We start from the raw sequence: 25,685 nt of genomic DNA on the forward strand, positions 1-25,685 counted from the left end.
AACGTGGCTGATTTCTTGCTGGTTTTCGTCGTCACCTTTGCGGTGATCGGCGGCGTCGCTCTCGCGATGGCCTTCGGCAAAACACCCGTATATCAGCCCGATATAGAAGACCTTCAATCTATCTTAACTCGATTGCTAGAAGGTCAACTCCCTCCCCATGAATGGCAGTTTTTCATCGACATGCCCATTCGCCACAACGAAGACCTCGATGCAATTCGCCTGCAATGCCAAAAAATAAATGAACTCTATGCTCTAAGAATACGCAACGAAACCCTACGCTTCAGAGAAGAAGGCGAAATTAAACTCCGCTTCATCTTATCCAAACTAGAACAAGCCGGCAGCCGCAGCTTTTAGTCTAATGTAGGAGCGCTCGAAGCAAAGCGAAGACGCGAATGCCTTAACCACATCCGCAGCTCTAAGCCAAAACTCCGCTTGGATGGTCAATTCCCATTGCTCGGTCGCTTTCCGTGCCTCCATGCACCGCTAAACATCGGCATCCAAGCCTCAGATTCCCGAGCAATAGAAATTAACCACCCAAGCTCACTACGGTACCGTTTTATTTTTTAACTCGTAGCCCGCAGCCTAAAACAATTTTAAACCCTTGCATAAAATGCCTGACTAAGTTTACTCTCGGATAATGGTTCCATAATCTTAGTTTGACAAAAAGAGATCGTAATTTTAATGAAGATTAGACCACTCTTAAAACATGACCTCGTAGAAACCATTGAGGTAATCAAAGAGTCTTTCGATATTTCTGTGAAACCATCGTGGTCGCAAGACGCGATAGAGACTTTTTACCAAAATGATCTCAATATCGACAAGTTAGGATCGTTGATTGATAACGACAATATTTGTTTGAAATATAGTAAAGGTAGGACTATTGCAGGTGTGCTTTTATTTTCATCCAAAAGAAAACTAGCATATTTATTCGTAGCTCCACGGGAATATGGAAAGGGTATAGCTAAACAGTTGTTTGATGCTGCAAAATTAGAGGTAGACGATTTAGTTGACTACATTGAGCTAACCTCAACAGAAAATGCAGTTCCCGCTTATGAAAAACTAGGTTTCAAAAAATCAGCCAGTGCTTTTGTTTTTAATGATTGTACATTTCAGCCGATGGTATATTGGATGGGGTATTGCCGATTAACTAAATCTGTTGATTTTTTACGTTCTTAAATTCTAAACTCGTAAAAATCGGCATAGGGTTTATCCGATCTAGTACCTATATTTTGCCAACCTAAAGTTTCGTAAAAAGCCTTCGCATTTCTATTATTCTTTCCAACACTGAGTAATATAGAGCAGCCCAGAACTGCACTTATCTTAAAAATCGTCTCTCCACTGCATTTCGAAGACTCCTACAAATTCAATTTTCAGCTCAGGCCTTCTTTTGACCTTACCCGCAGGCAAAAAAAAGCTACACCCCGTCCCCAGAGTGCCGCCTTTATCACTTGCTTGCAGCTTAAAAAACTATTGCGCCGTCAATCCACCATCAATCACAAACTCGGAACCTGTTGAGTAGCTAGACTCATCCGACGCTAAGAATAAAACCATGTTGGTCACTTCTTCAGGCTGTGCGATGCGTTTCATTGGAATGAATTTCGCGAATGCTTCTACAGCATCTTTTGTGTCGCCTTGCATTATCATCGGGGTTGCTATGACACCGGGGTGTACTGAGTTTACTCGAATGCCGAACGGTGCGCATTCAAGGGCAGCTGCTTTAGACATACCGCGTACTGCAAACTTAGAATCGGTATAACCAATCGCGCCGCCTACTAAACCATTCATCGATGATATGTTGATGATTGAGCCTGCTTTTGCTTCTTTCATTGCCGGAATAACAGCTTTCATGCCTAAGAAAACAGATAATTGATTTATATCAAGGATGCGTCGGTATTCTTCTGCGGTCATGTCTAGAATAGATTTAGCCATGGTAATACCGGCGTTATTTACTAAAACTTCAACAGGGCCAAAACGCTCTTCAGTTTGTTTGATTACGTTTACCCAATCAGCTTCTGAGGTAACGTCTTGTTTAATAAACAACGCGTTCTCACCCAGTTCTTTGGCTAAGGCTTGGCCTTTTTCTTCATTAAGGTCAGTTAAAACGACTTTGGCGCCTTCTTTTATGAGTCGACGTGCATGCGTTTCGCCCATACCCTGTGCTGAGCCGGTCACAACGATTACTTTATCTTGTACTCGATACATTTTGATTCCTCCATCACGTGTTGAACGCCATACTGCTTTCAAAAGCGTTATATTAGTAAGATCAATAGTACCATTCAGGTCTATTGATAGTAGCTAATCCAAAGGTATTTCCCGCTAACTAGATGTAAATCAATTTACCAACCAATTATTACTATAGAGTGTTGCGGTCGTGACCGCTCTCTGATCATATCCCAGCCAAAAACACCGCCTGAGCGGTTAATTCCCATTTCTCGGTCGCATTACGTGCCTCCATGCACCGCTAAACCTCGGCATCCATACTCACCACGAAACCATTTTGATTTTTTAACTCGTAGCCCTCAGCTCGCAGCCTTAAACAATGGTTCAACCACCCAAGCTCACCAATGCGCCGTTTTTATCATTACTGACCGCTGGCAGCTGAAAACTTACAGCTTTTTAGCCTTAAACCCTTTGCCAATCACCAGATAACTAAACCGTGTAGGCTTGGCGTGCCTGTTCAGTAAAAGAGTTACAACTTCCTTGATAAAAACACTGTACCGAATTCGCAAGATAGCCATCTGTAGGTTAGGATTAACAGATCATTGTGTGGGGTTGTTTCGTTGAAGAAATTATTAGGTGTTTTGTTGCTACTACCTTTGCTTGCGATTGCCGAGCTGGAGCCTGTTGATTCGCGAGGGATAGCGCCGCGTATAATTAATGGGACGGCGGCAGGTGCTACTGAACATGAGTATTTTGTTTCATTGTTGAATGTTTATGATTGGCAATCAGATAAATTCTACACAGGGCCAGGGTTGAGCGGGGACTTTAGCTGGAATCCTTTTTGCGGTGCAAGCTACATTGGCAGTGGAAAGGTTATTACGGCGGCTCATTGTGTGAATGGGTATCGTTCGAACTCTAGTCTTTATTTGCTCGTTGGTAATTATTCGAACCTTAATTCGACTGGTAATACAGGAATGCAATATGAGTATTGCAAGAATACACCAAGCTATACTGGGCGTTCTCCTAATAATCAGTGCATCGGTTTAAATTCGAATAATATGGAAACATATGGAGAATATAAACGAACAGGTAAAATAATTTATACTGGTGTAGATGATGAAAATACTGTTATAGAAGTGCCTGTGAAGGATATTCAAATACACCCTCTATATAACACAAGAAATCTTCAATTCGATATCGCAATAATCACGTTGCCGACGATTATAAATAATTTAGCATTAGCTTTACCTAGTATGGATTTGTTTGATTACTTGGCTAGAAATAGCTCAGCAAAGAATGTACAGGTAATTGGTCATGGTGACACCATTAGTGATACTAACCGTAGTACTTTTTCAGCAAGTGCGACGTTGCTTAATGTAAATCTCACTCCGCGAACAAGTGAAGAATGTTTGAGATCAAATATTGGTGGTATCTACAATCAATTTACTATGATTTGCGCTGGTGATCCAGGTTATGATTCTTGTCAAGGAGACAGTGGCGGTCCGTTGATTGACCCGGTTACGGATACTTTATTAGGTGTTGTTAGTTGGGGGGCTTCTCAATGCGGAATAGACAGTACCAATGCCTATGGAGTTTATACCGACATTTATAATCTACGTGATTGGATTGAAACAGGTAATCTTGAACTTAATTTAGACGCTAATACAAAGCGTTTGGCTAATGGTCAAGTACACCGACTAGGCACTGGATCAATGCCCATACTATTGCTGTTCGCACTTTCTAGCATACTAATAACAGGCCGCAAGCGAGGTTAATATGAAAGCAACGTTGATTGCCATTGCATTAGTGTTGATAACGGGTTGCAGTGTGCTACCCGGTCGTGATTATTCGGTTCCTTTGTTGTTTAATCCAACAGTATTTAATGATCGATTAGAAGCGTCAGTTATGTCAAATGGTTGCACATCGGCAGCGGATTTTTATTTGGTTGTGAGTGAAGGTGATGTGACCTTGCGGCAAATTAACCCGGATTTATGCCGTGCGGCACCTTCGCTTATTCGTTTGTCGTTCAACTACGGTTTTAGCGATAAAGTTTATAAACTTAAAAATAAAGTGCGTTACATGAATCGTGTTCAAGTACGTTAAATTTTGTAAGCCTAAATCGAAAAGTATCTTAATTCAGGGGAGGGTTGGCTGTAACGCCAGTATTGATCAAAGCTCGATTGCAGGTTTTTCACGGTGGTTTTGTCATCGGGATGAGCAAAACCTATGAATTGATCAGGCTTTTGCTTCACTACTAAACCGCTGCGATCTACCAATATATATTCATATTTTAACGGTTCTTTTTCTAAAATTTCTTCTTCGATGATGCGTGCTTCAATGCGTGATAGCTTTTTAATTAAAGGTATTAATGGGTGGTTTGCACTCAGTGCACTGCGAGTCTCGCCTACTAGCAATCGTATGCGTGCACGTCTATTCGTTAAAATAAACTGCTTCAATGCATCTATCACTGCTTCTTGGCCTAACCAAGATAATGCTAAATCATGGCTGATGATATTGATGCTGCGTATTGCGGTTGGGATAATTTCTGTCGAGTGCGTGATGAATTCATCCACATTGCTGAGCCGAATCACGCCAGTATTTAAATCGGTCGTCGGCTGCTCTGTCAGCTTTTCCATTTTAACAGTCTCTTAATGCATAAAAATAACGGGTCAAACCTTAACCTTAACCCGGTAGTTTTTCAAACTGACTGATATCGTTAAGAATGTTATCCCAATTGCCTTTGCTGTCGGTAAAGAGATGAGCTTGAGGTGTTATCTCAATATCGGTGTCTAAGCAACCGGCGGGAGCAACGACGATATCTCTAGCTTCATTACGAATAGGAACCAGTGAACTGCAGTTAGAGCAAAAGTTACGGGCAAAGTTGGTATCGGGGTGATGGTAAAAGCTCAGTTTATCTTCACCGCTGAGCCATGTTAATTTGGCGCCCGGCGCAAATAAGTTAGCGCAATGAGCAGAGCCAGATGTTTTTTGGCATCGGCTGCAATGACATAAGAAAAACTTCTTAAATTCGCCTGTTATTTCAAATGTAACGGCGCCACATAAGCAAGACCCTGAGTATATTTGTGTCATCTGATAATCTCCTGTGAGTAAGATAACTATAAACCTATCACTATTTAGATAGAGGCTCTATCGTTATTTATCACTATTGAAATTGACTTGACTGGTCATTAAGGCTTCAAGCGGATGATTAGTTTTAAATGAATATTCTGTAAACTTTCTGGTTTAGTCTAGATTATGCCGATAGTCTGAAACGCTTAAATCCCATGATTTTGGTTAATATTAGGAGTTACGTTCTATGCGGTTTTGGTGCTTACTTATGATGTTTGGTTTGTTTAGTTCTCAAGCCAGCGGCGTAGACTTGACCGCGATGGATGCAACAGCTCAGAGTTTTGCCAATATAAAAACAGTACAAGTTGCTCATAATGGCGAAGTTGTTTGGTCTAAGGCCTATAACAATGCCGACATCGAAGCGGTTACTAACATTAAGTCAGCATCAAAATCGGTTATGTCTGCCATTGTAGGTATTGCTATTGAACGTGGCGTACTGGAGGGAGTAAGCCAATCTGTTGCGTTGTTGTTGAGTGATGATTTACCGGCAAGCCCAGACGCCCAATTAAATGACATAACTATTGGCCATTTATTGTCTATGCAAGCTGGGTTAGAGCGAACCTCAGGTCGAAACTACGGCCGATGGGTCACCAGTAGCGATTGGGTAAAAACAGCCCTTGCTTGGCCTTTTGTCGAGGAGGTGGGCGGTAAAATGCAATATTCAACCGGTAATACCCATCTGTTATCTGCAATAATTATGTCGCAAAGTGAAGAACACACCTATCGTTTGGCAAATAAATGGCTGCAAGGTTCTGGCGTGCGAATACAAAGCTGGGAGACTGACCCTCAGGGTATTCCAATGGGGGGTAATCAGGTGGGCATGACACCGCGGTCATTGCTAGCCTTTGGTGAGCTCTACCGTAGGGGTGGTATAACAGAAGCGGGTCAGCGCATCATTACGCAACAGTGGATAGAGCAAAGCTGGACACCTAGAACGGAATCACGTTTTCATCGCGGCCAATATGGCTATGGCTGGTTTATTGAGCCTTTTGGGGGTGTGGAAGGCTATTACGGCTGGGGTTATGGTGGACAGATGATCTATGTGTTGCCCGAACTTAACTTAACCATTGCGATCACTTCGCAAGAGAACTTACCTTCTGGACGAACAGGTTATCGAGATTTACTACACGATATGGTCAGTAACGATATTGTACCGGTGTTTAAATTGGTGAATTAATTATGAAACAGTATTTATTAACCATTGAACCGCCTATGATGATTAACCATGTTCACTAAATTTTTAGCAGAACAAACAACTTGTGCAACGCAAGTGCGAGATTTTATCGAATGGCATCAAGGCGTTAAACATTTTGGGTTTTGGGCAATTGAAGTCACCGCTTCAGATTGCTTGACTAAGATAAAAGACCATCAAGCTCGCTTATCTAAATACTTGCATCAAGACTATTTACGCCAGCCTCATATCACTTTGGCGACAGCTGGATTGATTTCAAATCAGAATAATCAAAACGTGAGAGTTGCTAAACAAATTGAACAGCTAGAGCGCGTTAAACTTTCACCCTTTACGATACAGTTATCTGGTTGTGATAGCTTTTCAGTGTGTCCTTATCTTGGTGTGCGCGATCGGAGTGGTCAGTTAAATACCTTGCGTGAACCGTTAAAAGGGGCCCCTGAGCACGAAGTGAGTGACTATACACCTCATGTGACGCTCGGCTTCTATGATAAGGCATACGAAACAAAAGAAATTGTAGAGCGTATCTCTGAGTTGCCCTCTAATGATGTTGAATTCACCGTGAATGAAATAATATACGCTCAGTATGAAACGAACGAAGTGCAAGGACCATACAAGGTATTACATCGCCTTAAGCTACAAGACAAGCCTCAATAGCCAACCCGTTAAGACCGCATAGTCACTTCATCTATCGAATCGCGAATGGACAAGTAACTGTTTAAGCGTCGAGCCAATAATTGCCCTTCATCTACTGCCAGTTTAACTGCACACTTTGGCTCATGCGTATGAGTACAGTTATTGAATTTACAATATTGGGCATGATCGGTGACGTCTGGGAAGCCTTTGTCTAAATCGTCTTCGGTGATGTGCCATAAGCCAAATTCACGTATGCCTGGGCTGTCGATGAGTTGGCCGCCGCTGGGAATATGATAAATTTTTGCGGTGGTGGTGGTGTGCCTGCCTTTGCCGGTGGCTTCGGATATTTCACCTATTCGAATATCTTCACCCGGCAATAATGCAGCAATAATGGACGATTTCCCCACCCCCGACTGTCCAACAAACACCGAGTTACCATCCGCTACCAAGGTTTTAATGGCTTGAAGCTCTTCATTGCTGTTAATGCTGGCAATCAGCGTTTCGCAGCCTAAGGCTTCGTATTGGCTTAATTCGGTGAGCATTTCAGGTGCTTGGTCGATTAAATCGTGCTTATTCAGCAGGATGACTGGTTGAATATCATCGTGTGCCGTAGCCACCAAGTAGCGATCAATTAGGTTCACCGGCGTGCGTGGTGAAGGGCAGGCAACAATAATAATGCGATCGACATTGGCGGCAACCGGGCGCAACTTACCGCGATAATCGGGCCGAGTCAGAATTGACTTGCGCTCTTTCAAAGCGACAATCACACCTTGGCTTTCGCCTTTTTCATCGGCATGCCAGATAACTTCATCACCCGTGACCAATACCGGTAAATTACTGCGTACTGAGCAACGGGTTATATTGCCTTGTGCATCTTCGATGTCGAGTGTCGCACCGAAGTGAGCGATAACTAACCCGTCAAGCGCCTCACTCAGGTTGTCTGAGGCTAGAGTTTGTTCAATTTTCTCGTGTTTCCTTTCAGCACGCGCCAGTCGTTCTTGCTGAACTTTATCGATTCGAAACTGCTGTTGACGTGATAGTTTTCGTTTACTCATGCGCGCTCTAGGTTGAGATCAGTTATAATGAACTACAGTCTACCGTTTCAAACCCAAAAGGTTGAGTTTAATGGATAAAAAAACCAATTTAATCTGGATTGACTTGGAAATGACGGGTTTAAACCCCGAAACCGATCAAATCTTAGAAATAGCCACACTAGTGACCGACAAAGACCTCAATATCATTGCCGAAGGTCCTTCGTTGGTGATTCATCAGCCCGACAGTGTGTTAGAGGCGATGGACGAATGGTGTACCACTCATCATGGCGCATCAGGCCTAACGGCTAAAGTACAACAAAGCACCATCAGCGTAGAGCAAGCCACCCAAGAAACCTTGGCCTTTGTTGAGCAATGGGTAGAACGCGGTTGTTCACCGTTATGTGGCAACTCTATCTGGCAAGATCGCCGCTTTATGATTAAATACATGGCTGAACTTGATGGCTATTGCCATTACCGCAATATCGACGTCAGCACCTTAAAAGAGCTCGCCGCTCGCTGGCACCCAGAATTACTCAATGGCTTCAAAAAGAAAGGCAGCCACCGCGCACTGGATGACATTATTGAGTCTATTGAAGAGCTTAAGTTTTATCGTGAGAACTTTATTACCTTGCCGTAGTTCTGCGTAGGTCTTGTGTTAATAACATCGAGTTGCCACCATCAATTGTTTGTTAAAGGCGATTTATGGTGCGGCAACGCCTGAGTTCGTTTGCTAGAGCGGACTGCTAACAACCTAGGTTTCAAGCCTGTCAGCTCAACTTGAGCCCCCAGTTATTCTTAGCCATTATTTAACGGCCGAACTGAATTTAGCAATTCAAACTCAAGGGTATTGAAACAGCGGCTTTCTTGTTGCCTTGATATAAAGGTGCCTATGACACGAGGTGTTTCAGAGAAAGACTACACGTAAGCGATTGACATGTTTATACATGGGATATGTTGTTCATGTACGTTTCGTATATGGTTTGAATAATGGGTATCGTAAAAATATCAGATGAATTGCATGATGAAATTAGAAAATCTAGCAGTGTCATGTCTCGATCAATCAATTCACAAGCAGAATTCTGGATAAAAATGGGGATGCTTGCAGAGTTGAATCCAACCCTGACTTTTCATGAAATTATGAAGAGACAGCTTTTAAAGGAAGTTTTAACCATTTCGGAGGCGATCGATGAATAAGACAATGATCAAAACTGAAGCTGAAATAAATTTTATGAGAGAGTCTGGAAAGCTTTTAGCTCAAGTTTTTAAAATGTTAGATTCGTTTATATACGAAGGTATAACAACGATGGAAATCGACACTCAAGTAGAAACTTATATTGTTGATGTTTTAAAGTCCCGTCCTGCAAGTAAAGGGCAATATGGCTATCAGTATTGTCTTAATTCGTCCGTTAACGATGTCGTGTGTCATGGTGTCCCGTCAACCTACAAGTTAAAATCAAAAGATATCGTTAATATAGATATCACCTTAGAAAAAAATGGGTTTATTAGTGACTCAAGTAAAATGTATGTATTGAGTACTGCTAGCCCTGAAGCTAAACAGTTAGTAAAAACGACTTATGAGGCAATGTGGCAAGGAATTAAAACAGTAAAACCAAAGGCTAGGTTGGGCGATATAGGACATGCTATCCAAAAACATGCTGAATCGGCAGGCTACAGTATAGTGCGTGAATATTGCGGCCATGGCATTGGTAGAGAAATGCATGAAGATCCACAAGTGCTTCATTATGGACAGCCTAACTCAGGATTGACTCTTGAGGAAGGGATGATCTTTACCATCGAACCTATGATCAACCAAGGTAGGCATAAAATTAAAACCAAAAAAGATGGCTGGACAGTTATTACTAAGGATAAGAAGCTTTCTGCTCAATGGGAACATACTATCTTGGTGACCAGAACAGGTTATGAAGTCTTAACGCTTCGAGAGGAAGAAGTTTCCATCTAACTCTTTGCGCAAACCGAGAATATATGGTTTTCAGGCGCCCTTTTTTGTGTGTCTTCTCCACATGAAACGTACGAATTAGGAAGCCAATAAAAGTTAATTAACTGTTAATTTATTTTTTTATGCCTCAAAGGCTGTGATGGAACATTTTGATCGCTATGGCTTGATAGAATTTAAAGAAATTAATGAATCATCACAAACATTTAAATTGATTATTTGTAAAAAAACTATTTAATCTATTATGTGAAGTTTGTTGGAGAAGCCGCTAATAAACTAAAAATCAATTCGACCGATGCAGGTATAGGTTGCATGGCACTCGCACCAGAAAGCACATGAGAGGTAATTAAGGAAGATTACTTGGTGCACTCCAATGTTTAGGAGACTGACCGTACATGCGTTTAAATTCTCGGCTGAACTGAGAGGAACTTTCGTAACCAACTTTGCTCGCTGCCTCGCTTAGATTCATCCAGGCTCGTCTAAAACATCTTTAATTAATCAAAAAGCAGGCTTAATGACAAGACTTGCTTGGTCTTTGATGACGGTAACACCTTTGGTGTAATCTGCTGAGAAAGGCTCGTATCCAGAAGTTATGTGTGCCACAGAAAATAATCTTGAGCAGCGGGCTTATTATGGACCAACAGGTTTCATGCATTTTGGTGGGCCTGTAGGTGAATGCAAATTAGATCCTATTGCTCATGATCGACAGGTGATCGAAAAACTATGGTCGCTGTCGGAAAAAGAAACTTCTCTAACTTGGTCATTTTAGAGCAATTGGATATAGACGAGAGTATGCTGCGTATTAAAAGTGATGTTCATTCAATTGGAGCTGTTAAGTTGATAACCGCATGGGGGATTAAAACATGGACATTTTGAAAGTTGCGACAAGCTGGGCAAAAGCTGAAGTTTTTTCAACGCCGTTTTTTTATACTTTTTGGGGTTATGTTTATTTTAGCCAGCGCAGGGTTTTGGAACCTAGGGAAAACCGATATTGCAAAAGCCTATATTATACCTACCTTGGTGGCAGGCGCGCTTTTAACAATCATCGGGCTAGGTTTGTTTTTTACGAATAAAGCAAGAATTGTGGAGTTCGAAAAGGCATATAACCAGGACCCTTCGGCTTTTGTGAGTGCAGAAATTGCCCGAGCCGAAAGTACTTTAAACGAATACAAAACCATTGTATTTAAAGCCGTGCCATTCATTATTGCCGCTTGTGCCTTGATTATTGTCTTTAGTGATGCCCCTGTTTGGCGTGCAAGTGTGATCACAACGATTGCCATGCTGGTCGTCATATTGTTGATTGACGGTACAGCTCATGCCAGAGTTGAGGCTTATTATGAGCAATTAATATCAGTAGAAAGGTCTCAAACCTGACTGTATAGCCGTCCCAAATGCCCCTGAAAATGCTCTAAAAATAGACGTGTTTTTAACGGCAGTTGGCGGCTTTTGTAGATAACGCTGAGCTGATCAGCCAGTGGTTTTTCTTTAAACGTTAAAGGCGCTAATGCGCCACGTCGTATGTAAGGTTCTGCAACATAAACTGGTAAGCGTACAATGCCTAAACCACGAATCGCCGCTTGCAGGCGCATGTCGGGACTGTTTAACGTGAGTCGACCCGATACGTCAATGGCATCAATTGAGTCTTGGTTGCGAAACAACCATTGGTGTTCGCCGCCTTGTAAAATGCAGGGGCTTTGCGATAGCTCTTTCAGTTGAATGGGTGCTTTTTTTGCGCAGTGTGCCGCAATGTAAAGGCCTTGAGGAATACTCATCAACGAGCGAGCAATCCAGTCGCTGTCGGGTAGGGCGTGCTGGTGCAGTACAAAGTGAATATCAATATCGTTTTGTAAGTTCGGTGTCACGCCATTGTATTGTGTGCCGCAAAATTGCACTTGAGGGTAGGCCTGTAAAAACTCAGTGATTAATTCAGACATGGTTTCGGTGAACAGTTCTTGTGGCCAGAGAATTCTAAGCATGCCTTTTGGTTCGCGAGCAAAGGCATTTACTTCTTCGCCTATTTCTTTGAGTTCTTCAATATAGGGGGCTGAACGGGAATAGAGTGCTTGCCCAGCCTCAGTCAACTCGAGACGTCGTGTTGTACGTTCCATGAGTTTTACACCAATTTGCTGTTCTAGCACCGACAACTGCCTTGATATGGTCGATTTTGGCTTGTTGAGTTTTTCGGCGGCTTTGGTGATTGAACCCTGGTTAATGGTCTCAATAAAAAGAGCTAAGTTATCTAATTCCATGATTTTTCTTCGATTGTGCCATTTATGGAACAGTATAGGCGCATTTTGCCGTCTAGTGCAGTGCTATTTTGCCCGTTAGACTGGCTGCATTAAATCAAAGGAGATTAGAAAATGTCGAATGTAACGATGATTGATGCGGTTAAATTTAAAGATCAAGTCGAGCAAGGTTCTGGTTTATCTCTGGTCGACTTTTATGCCGATTGGTGTGGCCCTTGTAAGATGATTGCACCAGTTTTGGATACATTGAGTAGTGAATACGAAGGCAAGGTGTCTATCGTTAAGCTTAATGCCGATGACCATCCTGAAGTGTTATCTAAGTACGGTGTACGTGGCCTACCCACTTTAATGATGTTTAAAGATGGTAAGCCAATTGATGTTGCTGTCGGTGCTCAGCCAGGGTCCGCATTGAAGCAGTTTATTGAGAAAAGTTTATAACAAGGCTTAAGGGCACTTGATTACTCAAGCGCCCATTTTTTTAGCTGGTGCGAACTAGAAGCTTTCGGTAGTAACGAATAAAAAACGCAGTTGCTAATAAGCAAGCTGAGATATCGGCAATAGGAAACGCAAACCAAATGCCATCTATGCCTAAATACTTCGGTAAAATAATCACTAAGGGTATTAGAAAAATATAGACCCGAGCACTGGAGGCAAAGAGCGCCATGCGCGCGTGCCCTGTTGCTTGGAAATAACCGGTGATCATAAAAGTGACGCCAGCTAAAGAAAACCCAAGGAAAATAACCCGCGCAATTTCTGCGGATTTAGCAAGTAGTACAGGATCACTGGTAAACAGGCTTAAAAACAGCTCTGGCTGAAATACCATTAAGGCGCTAACCGAAATACAAATCACTGACGAAGCAACCAGCCCCATGTTGACAGTCTTTCTTACTCGTTCAAAGTTTTGCGCACCATAGTTGTAACCTACAATGGTTTGGAACGCGATCATAATGCCGATCAATGGCAAGATAACAAACATAATGACTCGGCCAACTAAGCCATAAGCACTGATGTAAATATCAGCTGCATCTCCGCCTACGCTTGATAAAGCGTTATTTGCTGTGGCTATCATAAAGCTGGCGCCCGCATGTGAGATGAAAAAGGGTAATCCTAATGCAATAATCCCAACCAATACCTTCCAATCTATCTTCCAGTCTTTAAGTGATAAATGTAACGTGGTTTTACCACGAAAATAAAAGCTAAAGGCTAATAGCATGGCACAGGTTTGAGAGATAACTGTCGCAACGGCGGCACCAGTAACGCCCATGCCAAAGCCAAAAATGAAGACGGCATCGAGAATGATATTTAGAATTGATCCAAGCAACATGGTCATCATCATAAACTGCATTTTGCCTTCGGCGCGCAGCAGGTCATTGAATACCGTCCCAATAATTGCGATAGGTGTGGCAAATAAAATAGGCGTTAGGTAATCGACCGAATACAGCCAGAGCGCTTCGGTTACACCCAGCAACCGTAAAATAGGTTTCATCGCGATCAAAACGATGGCCGCTAAAATAACCGAGAAGAAAATACTAAAGCTTAAGGCGGTTTGCGCGGTATGACGTGCCTCATCGTGTTTTTTCGCGCCCAACTTGCGGGAAACAATAGATGCTGCACCACTGCCTAATACGGCAGCAAAGGCAAATATTAGCATTTGGACAGGGAAGACAATTGAAATGCCGCCAATGGCCAGGCTGCCTACACCACGCGTTACAAAAATGGCATCAACAATGTTGTAGAGGCCATTCACTAACATCCCCATGATAATTGGCAACGACATGGTAATAAAAAGCTTGCCAATAGGGGCCGTGCCGAGTCGATCGGTTTGTGTTGTCATATTAGTCGTGGCCTAAATATTTTGAAGGGTCGCGGATTATAAGGGAGGCAGAGTTTGATGTCTCGGAGAATGAGGTGCAATGCCAAGCTCAGCTGTGTTTTTTATTCGATTTAATGCAAACGATTACATTGTGGTGTGAATGTTTTTGTTTTTATTATTGTTTTTCACTCTAAAAATAAGCTAAAAGGGTATAAAAGGTTATAGATAAAGGGTGTTTTTGTCGTTGACATAGGTCTTGAACAAGGTTTAGCATGAGTTAATCAGGCGTGACCAACTCTAAATATAATAATTGGCCGCTTTTTATTTGCAATTCAATGCAATCGATTACATTTTTGCAGCTCAGTTATCGCAATGCATATTGAGCGCTACTCAGAAAATAAAAACATTTGAGGTTTCAGCTATGAAAAACTTAAAAGGTCCTGCGCTGTTCTTGGCGCAGTTTGCTAGTGATGAAGCGCCCTTTAATTCACTCGATTCTATTGCCAAGTGGGCAGGTGGACTTGGTTTTAAAGGGGTTCAAATGCCATCGTGGGATGCTCGCTTGTTTGATTTAGATAGAGCCGCAAGCGACCTAAGCTATTGCCACGAGGTAAAAGAAAAGTTGGCTAAGTATGGCCTTGAACTCACTGAGTTATCTACGCATTTGCAAGGTCAATTAGTTGCTGTTCACCCCGCTTATGATCAAATGTTTGATGGATTTGCACCTGAAAGTGTTCATGGCAACCCCAAGGCACGTCAAGCTTGGGCCGTAGATCAAATGATGAAAGCCGCTCAAGCCTCTAAGAATTTAGGCTTAACAAACCATGCTTCATTCTCAGGAGCCTTACTTTGGCCGTATATGTACCCTTGGCCACAAAGACCAGCAGGGCTAGTCGAAGCAGGTTTTGAGGAACTTGCTCGTCTTTGGCTACCTATTCTGAATGAGTTTGACCGTTGCGGTGTGAATGTGTGCTACGAAATACACCCTGGCGAAGATTTACATGATGGAGTTACCTTCGAAATGTTTTTAAAGGCAGTGGATAACCATCCAAGAGCCAATATTTTATTCGACCCTTCCCACTTCTTGTTACAGCAACTTGATTATCTCGATTTTATTGATATTTATCGGGACCGTATCAAGATGTTCCATGTCAAAGATGCTGAGTTTAACCCGACTGGCCGCCAGGGCGTTTATGGCGGTTATCAAGGGTGGACTGATCGTGCAGCGCGGTTCCGTTCACTTGGAGATGGTCAAGTAGACTTTAAGAGTATTTTCTCAAAGCTCGCTCAATATGATTTCGATGGCTGGGCTGTGATTGAGTGGGAGTGTTGTTTAAAGCATCCAGAAGCAGGTGCGGAAGAAGGTGTGAAGTTTGTTAATGAGCATATTATTCGAGTAACAGACAAAGCGTTCGATGATTTTGCCGATAGTGGGGTTGATGACGCTGCTAATCGAAAATCACTTGGTTTAGATAGATGGGAGTCGTAAGCCATGTCTAAAAAGTTAAAGCTTGGGATGGTCGGTGGTGGTGAAGGTGCTTTCATTGGTGCTGTTCATCGGATAGCGTCAAGAATTGATGATCGATATGAGTTAGTAGCCGGCGCGTTGTCATCAGATGCCGTTCGCGCTAAGCGCTCGGCACTTGCGTTAGGTATTGATGAGACACGTAGCTATGCCTCGTTTGAAGAAATGGCGAAAGCAGAAGCAGCTCGTGAAGACGGTATTGATGCCGTTTCTATTGTGACGCCGAATCACATGCATTTTCCGGTCGCCAAAGCGTTCTTAGAGCAGGGCATTCACGTTATCTGTGATAAGCCCGTCACTATAGATTTAGCGCAAGCCTTAGAGCTGAAAAAAATCGTTGCGGAATCCGGAAAAATATTTGCCTTAACGCATAACTACACTGGCTACCCATTAGTGCGCCAAGCACGAAAAATGGTTGCCGATGGATTGTTAGGTGATATTCGCTTAGTGCAATCTGAATACATTCAAGATTGGTTAACCGATGCTCAAGAACAAACAGACAACAAGCAAGCACAGTGGCGCACCGATCCTGAAAAAGCTGGGGCAGGAGGCTCGTTGGGTGATATTGGTACTCATGCGTTTAATCTCGCTAGCTTTATTTCAGGCTTAGATGTAACCGAAGTCTCAGCAGAGCTTACCGCTTTCGTGCCTGGCCGTGTACTTGATGATAATGCTCACGTGATGTTGCGTTACGCCAATGGTGCTAAAGGTCTGCTCTGGAGTAGTCAGGTGGCTCCCGGCAATGAAAACGGTTTAAAAGTACGAATCTATGGTGACAAAGGTGGGTTGGAATGGGCCCAAGAAAATCCAAATGAATTATGGTTTTCACCTTTTGGTGAGCCAGTCCAAAAACTAACCCGTGCAGGGCATGGCGTTGGCGAAGTTGCGAATCGAGTTTCGCGTACACCGGCAGGCCATCCAGAAGGTTATCTTGAAGGTTTTGCAAACTTGTACAGTGACGTTGCTGATGCCATTTTGGCTCACAACGAAAACCTGCCCGCACCTGAATTTTCTAACCATATCCCTGGTATTGCGGCGGGTATTGCCGGCATGGAATTCATTGAAAAGGTTGTTCAATCTTCTCGTGATAATGGCGTCTGGACTTCTCTCGATGGGCACAAATAATGGATAGCGTAGCGTTAGACAACCCATATATGCAGATAAAAAGCATAGTAAAAGAATTCTCTGGTGTGCGCGTATTGCACAAGATCACCTTAGATATTTATGAAGGTGAGGTGCTCGGTGTCTTGGGGGAAAATGGTGCTGGTAAGTCAACGTTGTTGAAAATTATCAGTGGCATCTATCGCAAGACACAGGGTGAAATTCTTGTGAAAGGCGTTCATGTTGATATCGATTCAACGCAGGATGCCAAGGACCTTGGCATCGCTATGATCCCACAGGAATTTAATCTAATCAGTAGTTTGAATGTTTTTGAAAATATCTTCTTAGGTAATGAAAAGAAAAAAGGTCTTTTTCTCAATAAATCCAAAATGCGTGAACGAACTAGGGAGCTATTAGATGACCTTGAAACAAGTATTGATCCAGATTCACTGATTGAATCACTCAGTGTGGCGCAAAAACAGATGGTTGAGATTGCCAAGGCGCTCGTTAATGACTCAAAAATCTTAATTATGGATGAACCCACTACGGTATTGACAAATCATGAAGTGAATATCTTGTTTAAACTAGTTGAGCGCTTGAAAGAACGTGGTGTCACAATTCTGTTTATTTCTCACAAGTTGAAAGAAATAAAACGATTGTGTGATCGTTTAGTAATTTTGCGTGATGGTCACCTAATTAGCATTGATGAAGTTGAGGCCATAGATGAGCAAGATATGGCTGAAAAAATGGTCGGACGTGAGCTTAATAAGATCTACCCACCAAAATCAACAGCCAGTGATGAAGTCGTGCTTTCGATTCGAGATTTAAAGATTAAGGACATACTTAAAAATATAAACTTTGAATTGAAAAGAGGTGAAGTATTAGGTTTTGCTGGGTTAATTGGTGCTGGTCGAACAGAAACAGCCGAAGCCATAATGGGCTTGCGCCGAAAAGATTCAGGTTCGATACAGGTAATGGGTCAAGATGTGGTAATTCAAAATGCGGCAGATGCGGTTAAATTGAATTTGGCATATTTATCTGAAGATCGCCAAGGCAAAGGCTTGGTGATGAACTTTGATATACCGGAAAATATTACCCTAATTTCATTAAAATCTTATGTGAAAGGCTTGATTCAGAAAAAGAAAGAAGTCGAAAAATCTAAAGAATATGTTGAACGTTTCGACATTAAGGCGGCGTCGCTAGGTACACATCTTCTGAATTTAAGTGGAGGTAATCAACAAAAGGTCTATTTGTCTAAATGGATGGATACCGAACCTGAGATTTTGATTTTAGATGAGCCCACTCGTGGCATTGATATTAATACTAAAAAGGAAATTTACCACTTTATTCACTCTCTGACTGAAAAAGGTATATCCGTCATTGTGATTTCTTCAGAGCTTGAAGAAATAATTGGTTTATCCAGCCGCGTCATCGTCATGCGATCTGGTGAGATCATGGGTGAGTTAACCGGTGAAGATATTAATGAACAAGAAATTATGTATTACGCCTCTGGTTTAAAGCAAAAAACAGCTTGAGAGAATAAAAAAATGAATACGAAAGTAACAAATGTAAAAAAATCGCCGATGAAGGAAATCTTGCTTAAGTTACCAAGATTTGATTTTGCAACTTATGCACCATTGATCGCTTTGTTGATTCTGATCGCCTTTTCAGCGTTTGCGAGTGAACACTTTCTTGTACCAAGAAACATCACGAACGTACTTCGACAAGTCTCGTATACCGGGATTATTGCACTGGGCATGACCTTTGTGATTATTGCCGGTGGTATAGATTTATCAGTTGGTTCCATGGTCGCACTGGTAGGCACTTTAACTATTTTATTAGTAAATTGGTTAGGTGATGGTTGGTGGCCTGTCGTCTTGGCTATGAGTGCTGCGGTTGTTATCGGAGGTGGGCTAGGTGCGATAAATGGTGTTGTTATTACTAGGGGTCGGGTAGCGGCATTTATTGCAACATTAGCCACTATGTCCATTTTTCGTTCAATTACGCTCTATATTAGTGATGCTGGCGAGGTGGTTTCTACAAATTCGAATTACGCCGATATCGGTGGTGGTTATTTCTTAGGCATACCGTTTCCAGTTTGGACGTTTTTAATCCTAGCGGTTGGCTTTCATATTTTACTTAAACATACGGCCTACGGTCGTCATGTTTGCGCAGTAGGTTCTAACTCAAAAGTTGCTTCATACTCTGCAATTAATGTTCGACGAGTTTATTTTGTGACCTTTGTCATCGCGGGCGCTACGGTAGGTATTGCTTCGGTGCTATTAACCTCACGCTTAAATTCAGTTAGCCCAAGTGATGCAGGCCTATTTTATGAGCTCGATGCGATTGCAGCGGTTGTCATTGGCGGCACAGCGCTATCGGGTGGGCGCGGTACAATTTGGGGCACCGTTATTGGCGCTATCATCTTAGGTATCATTAATAATATGTTGAATTTATTGGGTGTTTCGCCGTACTTACAAGGTACGGTGAAAGGCCTGGTGATCTTGATCGCTGTATTAGCTCAATTTAAAGGTGATCGATAAATGAATTTGCTTTGCTTACAAAGCAAAAAACCAATTGAAGGAAAAGAGAGCTTCAATAGGGTAGTAGTCGGATTGGGATTGTCTCAATCTATTTTAAACCTCAGTGTTCAATTAGAAGGATAACACTTCATGAAGTACAAAAATAAGATCATGAAAATAGTAGCAGCTGCTGCAATGTTAATGACCATAGCAGGCGCTAGTTTTTCCGCAGATAAGTATCGAGTGGGCGTAAGTGTTCCATCTGCAGACCATGGCTGGACAGCCGGATTGCTTTGGTGGGCAAATAAGGCGACTGATGAGCTTTCCAAGAAGCATGATGATGTTGAATTCTTCGTTGTTGCAGCGAGCTCAGGCTCAAAGCAAGTAGGCGACGTTGAAGATCTAATGATTAAAGGCATTGATGCATTGGTTATTCTTCCTCATAACCCTGCAACGTTGCAAAAAGTAATCGAAGAAGCGTTTAATTCTGGGATCTACACAGTCGTTGTTGACCGTGAATTAGGAACCTCTGCTCAGAACCTGTATATTGCGGGAGATAATGCAGGCTTAGGTCGAGTTGGCGCAGAATGGTTAGCCGAAGAAATGAACGGTAAAGGCAATATTGTTGTTATTGAAGGCTTGCAAATACCTATTAATAAACAACGTGTTGACGCCTTCAATGAGGTTATGGCAAACCACTCTAATATTAAAGTTTTAGATTCTCAACCTGGTGACTGGTCTACACAAAAAGCACTAGCTGTCATGGAAAACTTCTTACAAAAGCACCCTAAAATTGATGCAGTGTGGTGCCAAGACGATGACATGTTGAAAGGCGTTATGCAGGCAATCAAGGAATCTGGCCGTACTGATATCAAAACTGTATTAGGTGGTGCAGGCTCTAAAGATATCATTAAAATGGTCATGGACGGAGATGATGTTGTTCGATCTACAGTGACTTACAGCCCGTCGATGGTTGCTGACGGTATCGTCTTTGCTGTTGCTGGTGCAAAAGGTGAATTAGTGGGCAGTCTTTACCATGCACCTTCACGTGTTATCTTGGAAGCTGAATTAGTGACACCAGAGAATGCAAAAGATTTCTACTTCCCAGATGCTGCATTTTAATCATCGGGTTATTTGAAATGCCTCTTGAAACTCGTTAAGTTGTGATATTGACGAGTGATAAAGGTAATGGAGAGGTTGAAGTCTCAGCCTCTCGTTCTTTCTAGGCTATTTTCAGTTTATTGGTGGTGCCTACAAGGATTAATAAGTGCAAGCCACCGTATTTTTTAGAAATTGTTTTTCATGCAGGTCTATATGTTTGAGTTTTTAGTCGTGGTCATAAATAACTTACATTATGAGCCACGTTTTAACGACAAGTCGTTTCAAGGAATAGCGAATTAGTGTGCAATTTAACTACTAAGGTCATTTATGGCCACAGTTAAGGACATCGCAAAAATAGCAGGTGTTTCAACTGCGACCGTTTCGCGTGCACTTTCATCACCAGAAAAAGTAGCAGTCTCAACTCGGAAAAAAGTTGAAGATGCTGCGAAATCAGTAGGCTATTCACCAAATGCAATGGCGAGAAGCTTGCGGACGAACGAAACAAAAACAGTAGTTGTTGTCGTACCAAACCTGTCCAATCCATTTTTTGCGGATATAATTAATGGCATGGAAGATTTTGCACATCGTCGTGGTTATAAAGTTCTAATAGGCGATGCAAATAACGATAACGAACGAACTCAACATTACTTTGATTTAGTCGACAGCAAGCTAGTTGACGGAGTTTTATTGTTAACATCGGAAGTGCCCATTAATTTGCTTGTGGATGAGCAAGGCGATGCTAGATTTCCTATGGTTGTGGCAAGTGAGTATTTTAAAAAAATCAGTTTACCAACAGTTCACATTGATAATGAATATTCAGCTGCAAAAGCCATCGAATACCTCATTGTGATGGGGCATTATAAAATTGCTTGTATATGCGGACCATTGACCAATCCGTTAACGATTGCTCGCCTGCAAGGTCAGCGTAATTGTATGAAAAAATGGAAGCTACCTATTGAGGAAGGTTGGATTGTTGAAGGAGATTTTAACTTCTACGCGGGTTACAGCTTAGGGCAACAGTTATTAATCAGTGAAAATCGACCCACCGCCATTTTCTGCCATAGCGATGAAATGGCCATTGGTGTGTTAAAAGTCGCTAAAGAGATGAATATAGCTGTACCTTCTGAATTAACAGTCGTTGGCTTTGATAATATATTGTACGGTGAGTATTGTGATCCCAAGCTCACGACAGTGCATCAGCCTAGAGGTTTGATAGGCGAAACAGCGATGAAATTGTTGCTAGATATACTCGCGGGTAAAAAGCCAAATCCAGAGATGACCTTGCCTACTCAATTGATCGTGCGTGATAGTTCTGCTCCACCTCCGATTGAACATCGATTGAAAGTTGATCTATAATTGCAACTTATTCTGTGTCAATTCGTTCAACTATTGGAATATCAAAGAGAAGTTTAATAAATTAATCTATGTATACGCTGAAAGATGTTGCTAAACAGGCTGGTGTATCAACTGCCACTGCTTCCCGTGCTTTGTCGAACCCTGACAAAGTTAACGTTGTTACTCGTGAAAAAGTACACGCTGTTGCCAAAAAACTTGGCTATTCTATCAATATTATGGCGCGAAGCTTACGCAAGCAAGAATCTAAAACTATTTTGGTTATCTTGCCTGATATTGGTGATTCCTTCTTTTATGAAATCATCCATGGAATCGAAGCAATCGCTCATAAGGCGGGTTACAGTTTGCTGTTAGGCGATGCACGCAAAAGCCAAGCAAGAACAAGCTCTTTTATGGATTTATTCATTAGTCGACAAGTTGATGGCATTATCTTATTGACAGCGGAGGTCGATATTTCGAGTTTAGCGACACAAAGTGGCAATCGAGAAATGCCGATTGTAATGACTAGTGAATATTTCCCAGGTTCACCTTATAGCGATGTGCAAATAGAAAATGAGCAAAGCGCGGCAAGGGCGGTACAATATTTATGCAATTTAGGGCACAGCTCTATTGCTACTATAACGGGTCCAAGCTCAAGTACTATCAGCTTCGAGCGGCATCTTGGTTACCAGTTGGCACTGAATCGGATGCAATTGCCGCTTAGAGAGGATTATATTTTAGAAGGTAATTTTAGCTTTCAATCTGGCTATGATTTAGGCCGGACACTTTTACTGTCAGAGGATCCACCAACTGCAATTTTTTGTCAAAATGATGCAATGGCAATAGGCGTATTGAACATTGCAAAGGAATTAAATGTAGCTATCCCTTCTCAATTATCAGTTGTTGGTTTTGATAATATTCAATTTGGTGAATATTGCGAACCAGCATTAACCACGGTACAACAGCCAAGGTATGAAATAGGGAAGCGGACTATGAATCTACTTCTTGATCAGTTACATGGCAATAAGGCCATACAACATATTTCTTTCCCCACTCAACTTGTCGTTAGGCATAGCGCAGGGCCGGTTCCGATTTAAAACCTAGAATTCGTTTAATAACCGAGTTTCTACAGCATGCACTTTATCATCGATACTTTGATCTTTATCGGTACGTGTGCCTACTTTGATGGTAGACGAAATACGTACGATGCCTTGCTCATGTAATTGCTCATGACAAGCTTTAATTGCCGCAAACACTTCATCCCACTCGCCATGTAAATTAGTACCGTAACCATGTAAGGCGATTTCAATATCGAATTGCTTCAAAATACGGTGACATTGGGCTATTTCATCTGCAACCGATATTTGGCCGTTGAACGGGATGACGCATAAATCTGCCATGCATTTCATGTTATGACTCCGAAGGTTCTGCGGGCTCTGTTTGTTCAACCCCAGGTAGTGGCCAGCCGCCAAGTGCTTTCCATTTATTCACTATATTGCAGAATAACTCAGCCGTTTTTATAGTGTCGTATTCGGCATTATGGGCTTCTTTATCTGAAAACTCGATACCCGATAGCTCGCAAGCTTTCTTTAAAACGGTTTGGCCATAGGCTAATCCCGATAATGCCGAGGTATCAAAGGTTGAAAACGGGTGAAATGGATTGCGTTTGCTATTCGCTCGGGCAGAGGCTGCCATGACAAAGTTGTGGTCAAAGGTTGCGTTATGGCCCACTAATATGGCGCGCTTACAGCCTGCTTCTTTCATGCCTGTGCGTATCGTCTTAAATATTTCTTTCAATGCTTCAGATTCATCAACGGCTTGGCGGAGAGGGTTGTATGGGTCAATACCGGTAAAATCTAGCGCTGCTTTTTCTAAATTAGCGCCTTCAAACGGCTCTACATTGAAAAACTGTGTTTGATCGGGTGATAGCACACCAAATTCGTCCATTTTTAAGGTAACGGCAGCAATTTCAAGTAAAGCATCGGTCTGGGCGTTAAAGCCGGCGGTTTCGACGTCGATAACAACAGGGTAATAACCGCGAAAACGATGACAAAGCAGGTTTTCTGGTGCAATTTCGGACACAAAGACTCCAAATACGAGATTGACGCAGGCGCTAAAACCTACGGGGTCGCTTATGTTAATGATGGTAGGCCTCTCTGTCCAATAATGAAAATGTTGGCGCATGCTTTGCACTATGAATGATAAGTATGAATGGACTGGATAAAATGCGGCAAAAACACGTAACGAACAGGCGAATATTTTCCTATTTGGCAATTTTAGCCTGCGCCTTTTTATTATCTGGGCTGGCCCCTGCGGTGCAATTTGGCACGGGGTTGACCGATACTGAGTGGCACATGGACGCTAACCAGTACTATTGCAGCTTTTATCAGCCTATCCCTCAATACGGTGTTGCGGTGTTTTTCCATGAAGCTGGAGAGACCTTAGAGTTTTATCTAGAGTCTACCCGCAACTTAATGGCCGAAGGCAGTGCCGCTTTAACGATAGAGGCTCCTCCTTGGCGGTCGAGCGCTTTAACAGACGAGTTAGGCTATACCCGTGTCACTGATAAACATATCCCCATACGGATCGAAACCGCTCGAGCAGGTCGAATGATGGATGAACTGGGTTTGGGCATGGCACCAACCTTGACTCGTAAAGCCAAATTTGGCGATGACCGAGTGCGGGTGCAAGTGTCGCCGGTTAATTTCAAGCAATTCTATAACGACTATCTAGCCTGCCAAGCAGGTTTATTGCCGGTTAATTACCGCCAAATAGAGCGCAGCTCAGTGAGTTTTGCAAATGGCGGAGTCGATCTAAATGCGCGCGCTAAAATACAACTTGACGACATTGTTACTTATTTAAAGGCAGATGACTTGGTCACCGCCATCTATATTGATGCGCACAGTGATAGCGTGGGGAGTCGATACGATAACCGCAGGCTCACAGAGCAAAGGGCTTATAAAGTAACAGACTATTTAGTGAATAGAGGAATAAATGCGGGAATGATATTGACTCGCTACCATGGCGAGCGTTACCCCATTGCGAATAATGATACGGCTGCTGGACGTGCAAAAAACCGCCGAGTGACGGTACAGTTCGATCGTATTGACGATGATCCTAATGACCCGCTTAAAGGTCTACCTAAGTTTGAGGCAAGATAACAATGGTAAAATGGTGGTCTTTAGACAAGCAGCACCCTCAAGGTGTATTTATTGAGTATGGCGAGTTACATTGGTATCGCAACAACGGTGTGCTGACTCGAATTATTATTGATAATCTTAAGCAGGTGAGTGTTTTTACTTACCGCCACCAAATATATTGGCATCTAATTGATCAGCATGAAAATACCGCTACCATTCCAGAAGAAACCATGGGCATGCCTATAATTCGTCAATACCTTTCCAGTTGGCGCGGCTTTGACTACGATAGTTTATTACGCTATAAACCATCATCTGACCCCATACAGCTGTGGCCGAGTCGGGCATTAAAAAGAAGGGCTTAGGCTCAATAAAATTGACATCTGGCAATGTAAGTTAGAACTTACTTTGTTAGAGTGTTTAGTGTCATATACATCAATGAGGAGCAAAAAATGGCCAATGAAGGTTATCACGAACCCATTAATGAAATTTCAGATGAAACTCGCGACATGCACCGAGCTATTAGTTCACTAATGGAAGAGCTAGAAGCTGTTGATTGGTACAACCAGCGAGTTGACGCCTGTAAAGATGAAGACCTAAAAGCTATCTTGATTCACAACCGTGATGAAGAAAAAGAGCACGCAGCTATGGTTCTAGAGTGGATTAGACGTAAAGACTCAACCTTCGATAAAGAACTTAAAGATTACCTCTTTACTGATAAGAAAATTGCCCACGGTTAAATAACTTCTGCTTAAGTTTTATCATTGCTCTGAATGAGTAACCGATAAAAAAAGAGGCATGTTAAG

The 25,685-nt window shown here is 42.3% G+C and carries 30 protein-coding genes; 21 read left to right on the plus strand and 9 right to left on the minus strand.

What is annotated here, in order from left to right:
* Positions 1–3 precede the first annotated feature (3 nt).
* Positions 4–354, plus strand: a complete 351-nt coding sequence (locus tag ACI882_RS04695; protein ID WP_411742929.1) for a hypothetical protein — start codon at positions 4–6, stop codon at positions 352–354.
* Between the two features lie 327 nt (positions 355–681).
* On the plus strand, positions 682–1,176 hold the full coding sequence (locus ACI882_RS04700; protein WP_411742930.1) for a GNAT family N-acetyltransferase: 495 nt from the start codon (positions 682–684) through the stop codon (positions 1,174–1,176).
* A gap of 291 nt (positions 1,177–1,467) precedes the next feature.
* On the opposite strand, the gene ACI882_RS04705 is transcribed toward ACI882_RS04700, so the two are convergent.
* Complete coding sequence (locus ACI882_RS04705) at positions 1,468–2,202, minus strand: glucose 1-dehydrogenase (protein WP_411742931.1); 735 nt, start codon at positions 2,200–2,202, stop codon at positions 1,468–1,470.
* 578 nt (positions 2,203–2,780) lie between these two features.
* On the opposite strand from ACI882_RS04705, the gene ACI882_RS04710 reads away from it, so the two are divergent.
* Together ACI882_RS04710 and ACI882_RS04715 are read left to right on the plus strand one after the other, a co-directional pair.
* The gene (locus ACI882_RS04710) at positions 2,781–3,935 is read left to right on the plus strand and encodes a S1 family peptidase (protein ID WP_411742932.1); all 1,155 of its coding nucleotides are present in this window, start codon (positions 2,781–2,783) and stop codon (positions 3,933–3,935) included.
* 1 nt (position 3,936) lies between these two features.
* Positions 3,937–4,263, plus strand: a complete 327-nt coding sequence (locus ACI882_RS04715) for a hypothetical protein (RefSeq protein ID WP_411742933.1) — start codon at positions 3,937–3,939, stop codon at positions 4,261–4,263.
* Positions 4,264–4,274: 11 nt separating this feature from the next.
* Here the strand turns inward: ACI882_RS04715 and ACI882_RS04720 are convergent, their stop codons facing one another.
* Both ACI882_RS04720 and ACI882_RS04725 read right to left on the minus strand, forming a co-directional pair.
* Positions 4,275–4,796: a hypothetical protein gene (locus ACI882_RS04720; protein ID WP_411742934.1), complete on the minus strand. Its 522-nt coding sequence runs from the start codon at positions 4,794–4,796 to the stop codon at positions 4,275–4,277.
* A 46-nt stretch (positions 4,797–4,842) separates the two neighbouring features.
* Positions 4,843–5,250 carry a GFA family protein gene (locus ACI882_RS04725; RefSeq protein WP_411742935.1) on the minus strand — a complete coding sequence of 136 codons (408 nt, stop codon included), beginning with the start codon at positions 5,248–5,250 and terminating at the stop codon, positions 4,843–4,845.
* 226 nt (positions 5,251–5,476) lie between these two features.
* On the opposite strand from ACI882_RS04725, the gene ACI882_RS04730 reads away from it, so the two are divergent.
* On the plus strand, positions 5,477–6,466 hold the full coding sequence (locus ACI882_RS04730; protein WP_411746236.1) for a serine hydrolase domain-containing protein: 990 nt from the start codon (positions 5,477–5,479) through the stop codon (positions 6,464–6,466).
* Between the two features lie 48 nt (positions 6,467–6,514).
* Positions 6,515–7,135 (plus strand): 2'-5' RNA ligase family protein, encoded by a 621-nt coding sequence (locus tag ACI882_RS04735; protein WP_411742937.1) that lies wholly within the window; start codon positions 6,515–6,517, stop codon positions 7,133–7,135.
* Positions 7,136–7,143: 8 nt separating this feature from the next.
* On the opposite strand, the gene rsgA is transcribed toward ACI882_RS04735, so the two are convergent.
* A complete protein-coding gene (rsgA, locus tag ACI882_RS04740) occupies positions 7,144–8,169 on the minus strand; it encodes a small ribosomal subunit biogenesis GTPase RsgA (RefSeq protein WP_411742938.1) in 1,026 nt (341 codons plus the stop codon).
* 70 nt (positions 8,170–8,239) lie between these two features.
* Between rsgA and orn the strand changes: the two genes are divergently transcribed.
* The 3 genes from orn (at position 8,240) to map (ending at position 10,108) form a co-directional block, all read left to right on the plus strand.
* Positions 8,240–8,785 carry an oligoribonuclease gene (orn, locus tag ACI882_RS04745; RefSeq protein ID WP_411742939.1) on the plus strand — a complete coding sequence of 182 codons (546 nt, stop codon included), beginning with the start codon at positions 8,240–8,242 and terminating at the stop codon, positions 8,783–8,785.
* Positions 8,786–9,135: 350 nt separating this feature from the next.
* Positions 9,136–9,342, plus strand: coding sequence for a ParD-like family protein (locus ACI882_RS04750; RefSeq protein ID WP_411746235.1), 207 nt, complete (start codon positions 9,136–9,138; stop codon positions 9,340–9,342).
* Entirely contained in the window at positions 9,335–10,108 is a 774-nt protein-coding gene (gene map, locus ACI882_RS04755; protein ID WP_411746234.1) for a type I methionyl aminopeptidase, read from the plus strand. Before ACI882_RS04750 ends, map begins: the two co-directional genes overlap by 8 nt.
* A gap of 340 nt (positions 10,109–10,448) precedes the next feature.
* Here map and ACI882_RS04760 read toward each other — a convergent pair whose 3' ends face one another.
* A complete protein-coding gene (locus ACI882_RS04760) occupies positions 10,449–10,571 on the minus strand; it encodes a helix-turn-helix domain-containing protein (RefSeq protein ID WP_411744130.1) in 123 nt (40 codons plus the stop codon).
* A 473-nt stretch (positions 10,572–11,044) separates the two neighbouring features.
* Here ACI882_RS04760 and ACI882_RS04765 point away from each other — a divergent pair, with 473 nt between their 5' ends.
* Positions 11,045–11,476 (plus strand): hypothetical protein, encoded by a 432-nt coding sequence (locus tag ACI882_RS04765; protein ID WP_411744131.1) that lies wholly within the window; start codon positions 11,045–11,047, stop codon positions 11,474–11,476.
* Here the strand turns inward: ACI882_RS04765 and ACI882_RS04770 are convergent.
* The gene (locus ACI882_RS04770; protein WP_411744132.1) at positions 11,467–12,351 is read right to left on the minus strand and encodes a LysR family transcriptional regulator; all 885 of its coding nucleotides are present in this window, start codon (positions 12,349–12,351) and stop codon (positions 11,467–11,469) included. The two genes, ACI882_RS04765 and ACI882_RS04770, sit on opposite strands and share 10 nt — an antisense overlap.
* 111 nt (positions 12,352–12,462) lie before the next feature.
* On the opposite strand from ACI882_RS04770, the gene trxA reads away from it, so the two are divergent.
* Positions 12,463–12,786, plus strand: coding sequence for a thioredoxin (gene trxA / locus ACI882_RS04775; RefSeq protein WP_411744133.1), 324 nt, complete (start codon positions 12,463–12,465; stop codon positions 12,784–12,786).
* Positions 12,787–12,826: 40 nt separating this feature from the next.
* Here the strand turns inward: trxA and ACI882_RS04780 are convergent, their stop codons facing one another.
* Positions 12,827–14,182 (minus strand): MATE family efflux transporter, encoded by a 1,356-nt coding sequence (locus ACI882_RS04780; protein WP_411744134.1) that lies wholly within the window; start codon positions 14,180–14,182, stop codon positions 12,827–12,829.
* Between the two features lie 400 nt (positions 14,183–14,582).
* On the opposite strand from ACI882_RS04780, the gene ACI882_RS04785 reads away from it, so the two are divergent.
* The 7 genes from ACI882_RS04785 to ACI882_RS04815 all read left to right on the plus strand — a co-directional run bounded on the left by ACI882_RS04785 (position 14,583) and on the right by ACI882_RS04815 (position 22,839).
* Entirely contained in the window at positions 14,583–15,650 is a 1,068-nt protein-coding gene (locus ACI882_RS04785) for a sugar phosphate isomerase/epimerase family protein (RefSeq protein ID WP_411744135.1), read from the plus strand.
* 3 nt (positions 15,651–15,653) lie between these two features.
* A complete protein-coding gene (locus ACI882_RS04790; protein ID WP_411744136.1) occupies positions 15,654–16,811 on the plus strand; it encodes a Gfo/Idh/MocA family protein in 1,158 nt (385 codons plus the stop codon).
* Positions 16,811–18,322, plus strand: a complete 1,512-nt coding sequence (locus ACI882_RS04795) for a sugar ABC transporter ATP-binding protein (protein WP_411744137.1) — start codon at positions 16,811–16,813, stop codon at positions 18,320–18,322. The genes ACI882_RS04790 and ACI882_RS04795 overlap by 1 nt, the downstream gene beginning before the upstream one ends.
* A 12-nt stretch (positions 18,323–18,334) precedes the next feature.
* Positions 18,335–19,330 carry an ABC transporter permease gene (locus ACI882_RS04800; RefSeq protein ID WP_411744138.1) on the plus strand — a complete coding sequence of 332 codons (996 nt, stop codon included), beginning with the start codon at positions 18,335–18,337 and terminating at the stop codon, positions 19,328–19,330.
* A gap of 129 nt (positions 19,331–19,459) precedes the next feature.
* Positions 19,460–20,431 (plus strand): substrate-binding domain-containing protein, encoded by a 972-nt coding sequence (locus tag ACI882_RS04805; RefSeq protein WP_411744139.1) that lies wholly within the window; start codon positions 19,460–19,462, stop codon positions 20,429–20,431.
* Positions 20,432–20,737: 306 nt separating this feature from the next.
* On the plus strand, positions 20,738–21,766 hold the full coding sequence (locus ACI882_RS04810; RefSeq protein WP_411744140.1) for a LacI family DNA-binding transcriptional regulator: 1,029 nt from the start codon (positions 20,738–20,740) through the stop codon (positions 21,764–21,766).
* A 68-nt stretch (positions 21,767–21,834) separates the two neighbouring features.
* Entirely contained in the window at positions 21,835–22,839 is a 1,005-nt protein-coding gene (locus ACI882_RS04815) for a LacI family DNA-binding transcriptional regulator (protein ID WP_411744141.1), read from the plus strand.
* A 3-nt stretch (positions 22,840–22,842) separates the two neighbouring features.
* On the opposite strand, the gene ACI882_RS04820 is transcribed toward ACI882_RS04815, so the two are convergent.
* Together ACI882_RS04820 and rnt are read right to left on the minus strand one after the other, a co-directional pair.
* The gene (locus ACI882_RS04820; protein WP_411744142.1) at positions 22,843–23,151 is read right to left on the minus strand and encodes an MTH1187 family thiamine-binding protein; all 309 of its coding nucleotides are present in this window, start codon (positions 23,149–23,151) and stop codon (positions 22,843–22,845) included.
* 1 nt (position 23,152) lies between these two features.
* Complete coding sequence (rnt, locus tag ACI882_RS04825; RefSeq protein WP_411744143.1) at positions 23,153–23,824, minus strand: ribonuclease T; 672 nt, start codon at positions 23,822–23,824, stop codon at positions 23,153–23,155.
* A 143-nt stretch (positions 23,825–23,967) separates the two neighbouring features.
* Between rnt and ACI882_RS04830 the strand changes: the two genes are divergently transcribed.
* From ACI882_RS04830 to ACI882_RS04840, 3 genes are all read left to right on the plus strand, one after another.
* Positions 23,968–24,903, plus strand: coding sequence for a flagellar protein MotY (locus ACI882_RS04830; protein ID WP_411744144.1), 936 nt, complete (start codon positions 23,968–23,970; stop codon positions 24,901–24,903).
* Positions 24,904–24,905: 2 nt separating this feature from the next.
* Entirely contained in the window at positions 24,906–25,244 is a 339-nt protein-coding gene (locus ACI882_RS04835) for a hypothetical protein (RefSeq protein WP_411744145.1), read from the plus strand.
* Between the two features lie 87 nt (positions 25,245–25,331).
* The gene (locus ACI882_RS04840) at positions 25,332–25,619 is read left to right on the plus strand and encodes an encapsulin-associated ferritin-like protein (RefSeq protein ID WP_411744146.1); all 288 of its coding nucleotides are present in this window, start codon (positions 25,332–25,334) and stop codon (positions 25,617–25,619) included.
* The last annotated feature ends 66 nt before the right edge of the window (positions 25,620–25,685 follow it).

The organism is Reinekea sp. (assembly GCF_046710285.1).
In the GTDB taxonomy this organism is placed as follows: Bacteria; Pseudomonadota; Gammaproteobacteria; order Pseudomonadales; family Natronospirillaceae; genus Reinekea.

Coding starts and splice junctions, on each gene's coding strand:
- ACI882_RS04700 (WP_411742930.1), top strand. CDS start 682: ATGAAGATTAGACCACTCTTAAAACATGACCTCGTAGAAACCATTGAG.
- ACI882_RS04705 (WP_411742931.1), bottom strand. CDS start 2,202: ATGTATCGAGTACAAGATAAAGTAATCGTTGTGACCGGCTCAGCACAG.
- ACI882_RS04715 (WP_411742933.1), top strand. CDS start 3,937: ATGAAAGCAACGTTGATTGCCATTGCATTAGTGTTGATAACGGGTTGC.
- ACI882_RS04720 (WP_411742934.1), bottom strand. CDS start 4,796: ATGGAAAAGCTGACAGAGCAGCCGACGACCGATTTAAATACTGGCGTG.
- ACI882_RS04725 (WP_411742935.1), bottom strand. CDS start 5,250: ATGACACAAATATACTCAGGGTCTTGCTTATGTGGCGCCGTTACATTT.
- ACI882_RS04730 (WP_411746236.1), top strand. CDS start 5,477: ATGCGGTTTTGGTGCTTACTTATGATGTTTGGTTTGTTTAGTTCTCAA.
- ACI882_RS04735 (WP_411742937.1), top strand. CDS start 6,515: ATGTTCACTAAATTTTTAGCAGAACAAACAACTTGTGCAACGCAAGTG.
- rsgA (WP_411742938.1), bottom strand. CDS start 8,169: ATGAGTAAACGAAAACTATCACGTCAACAGCAGTTTCGAATCGATAAA.
- orn (WP_411742939.1), top strand. CDS start 8,240: ATGGATAAAAAAACCAATTTAATCTGGATTGACTTGGAAATGACGGGT.
- ACI882_RS04750 (WP_411746235.1), top strand. CDS start 9,136: ATGGGTATCGTAAAAATATCAGATGAATTGCATGATGAAATTAGAAAA.
- map (WP_411746234.1), top strand. CDS start 9,335: ATGAATAAGACAATGATCAAAACTGAAGCTGAAATAAATTTTATGAGA.
- ACI882_RS04760 (WP_411744130.1), bottom strand. CDS start 10,571: ATGAATCTAAGCGAGGCAGCGAGCAAAGTTGGTTACGAAAGTTCCTCT.
- ACI882_RS04765 (WP_411744131.1), top strand. CDS start 11,045: ATGTTTATTTTAGCCAGCGCAGGGTTTTGGAACCTAGGGAAAACCGAT.
- ACI882_RS04770 (WP_411744132.1), bottom strand. CDS start 12,351: ATGGAATTAGATAACTTAGCTCTTTTTATTGAGACCATTAACCAGGGT.
- trxA (WP_411744133.1), top strand. CDS start 12,463: ATGTCGAATGTAACGATGATTGATGCGGTTAAATTTAAAGATCAAGTC.
- ACI882_RS04780 (WP_411744134.1), bottom strand. CDS start 14,182: ATGACAACACAAACCGATCGACTCGGCACGGCCCCTATTGGCAAGCTT.
- ACI882_RS04785 (WP_411744135.1), top strand. CDS start 14,583: ATGAAAAACTTAAAAGGTCCTGCGCTGTTCTTGGCGCAGTTTGCTAGT.
- ACI882_RS04790 (WP_411744136.1), top strand. CDS start 15,654: ATGTCTAAAAAGTTAAAGCTTGGGATGGTCGGTGGTGGTGAAGGTGCT.
- ACI882_RS04795 (WP_411744137.1), top strand. CDS start 16,811: ATGGATAGCGTAGCGTTAGACAACCCATATATGCAGATAAAAAGCATA.
- ACI882_RS04800 (WP_411744138.1), top strand. CDS start 18,335: ATGAATACGAAAGTAACAAATGTAAAAAAATCGCCGATGAAGGAAATC.
- ACI882_RS04805 (WP_411744139.1), top strand. CDS start 19,460: ATGAAGTACAAAAATAAGATCATGAAAATAGTAGCAGCTGCTGCAATG.
- ACI882_RS04810 (WP_411744140.1), top strand. CDS start 20,738: ATGGCCACAGTTAAGGACATCGCAAAAATAGCAGGTGTTTCAACTGCG.
- ACI882_RS04815 (WP_411744141.1), top strand. CDS start 21,835: ATGTATACGCTGAAAGATGTTGCTAAACAGGCTGGTGTATCAACTGCC.
- ACI882_RS04820 (WP_411744142.1), bottom strand. CDS start 23,151: ATGAAATGCATGGCAGATTTATGCGTCATCCCGTTCAACGGCCAAATA.
- ACI882_RS04830 (WP_411744144.1), top strand. CDS start 23,968: ATGCGGCAAAAACACGTAACGAACAGGCGAATATTTTCCTATTTGGCA.
- ACI882_RS04835 (WP_411744145.1), top strand. CDS start 24,906: ATGGTAAAATGGTGGTCTTTAGACAAGCAGCACCCTCAAGGTGTATTT.
- ACI882_RS04840 (WP_411744146.1), top strand. CDS start 25,332: ATGGCCAATGAAGGTTATCACGAACCCATTAATGAAATTTCAGATGAA.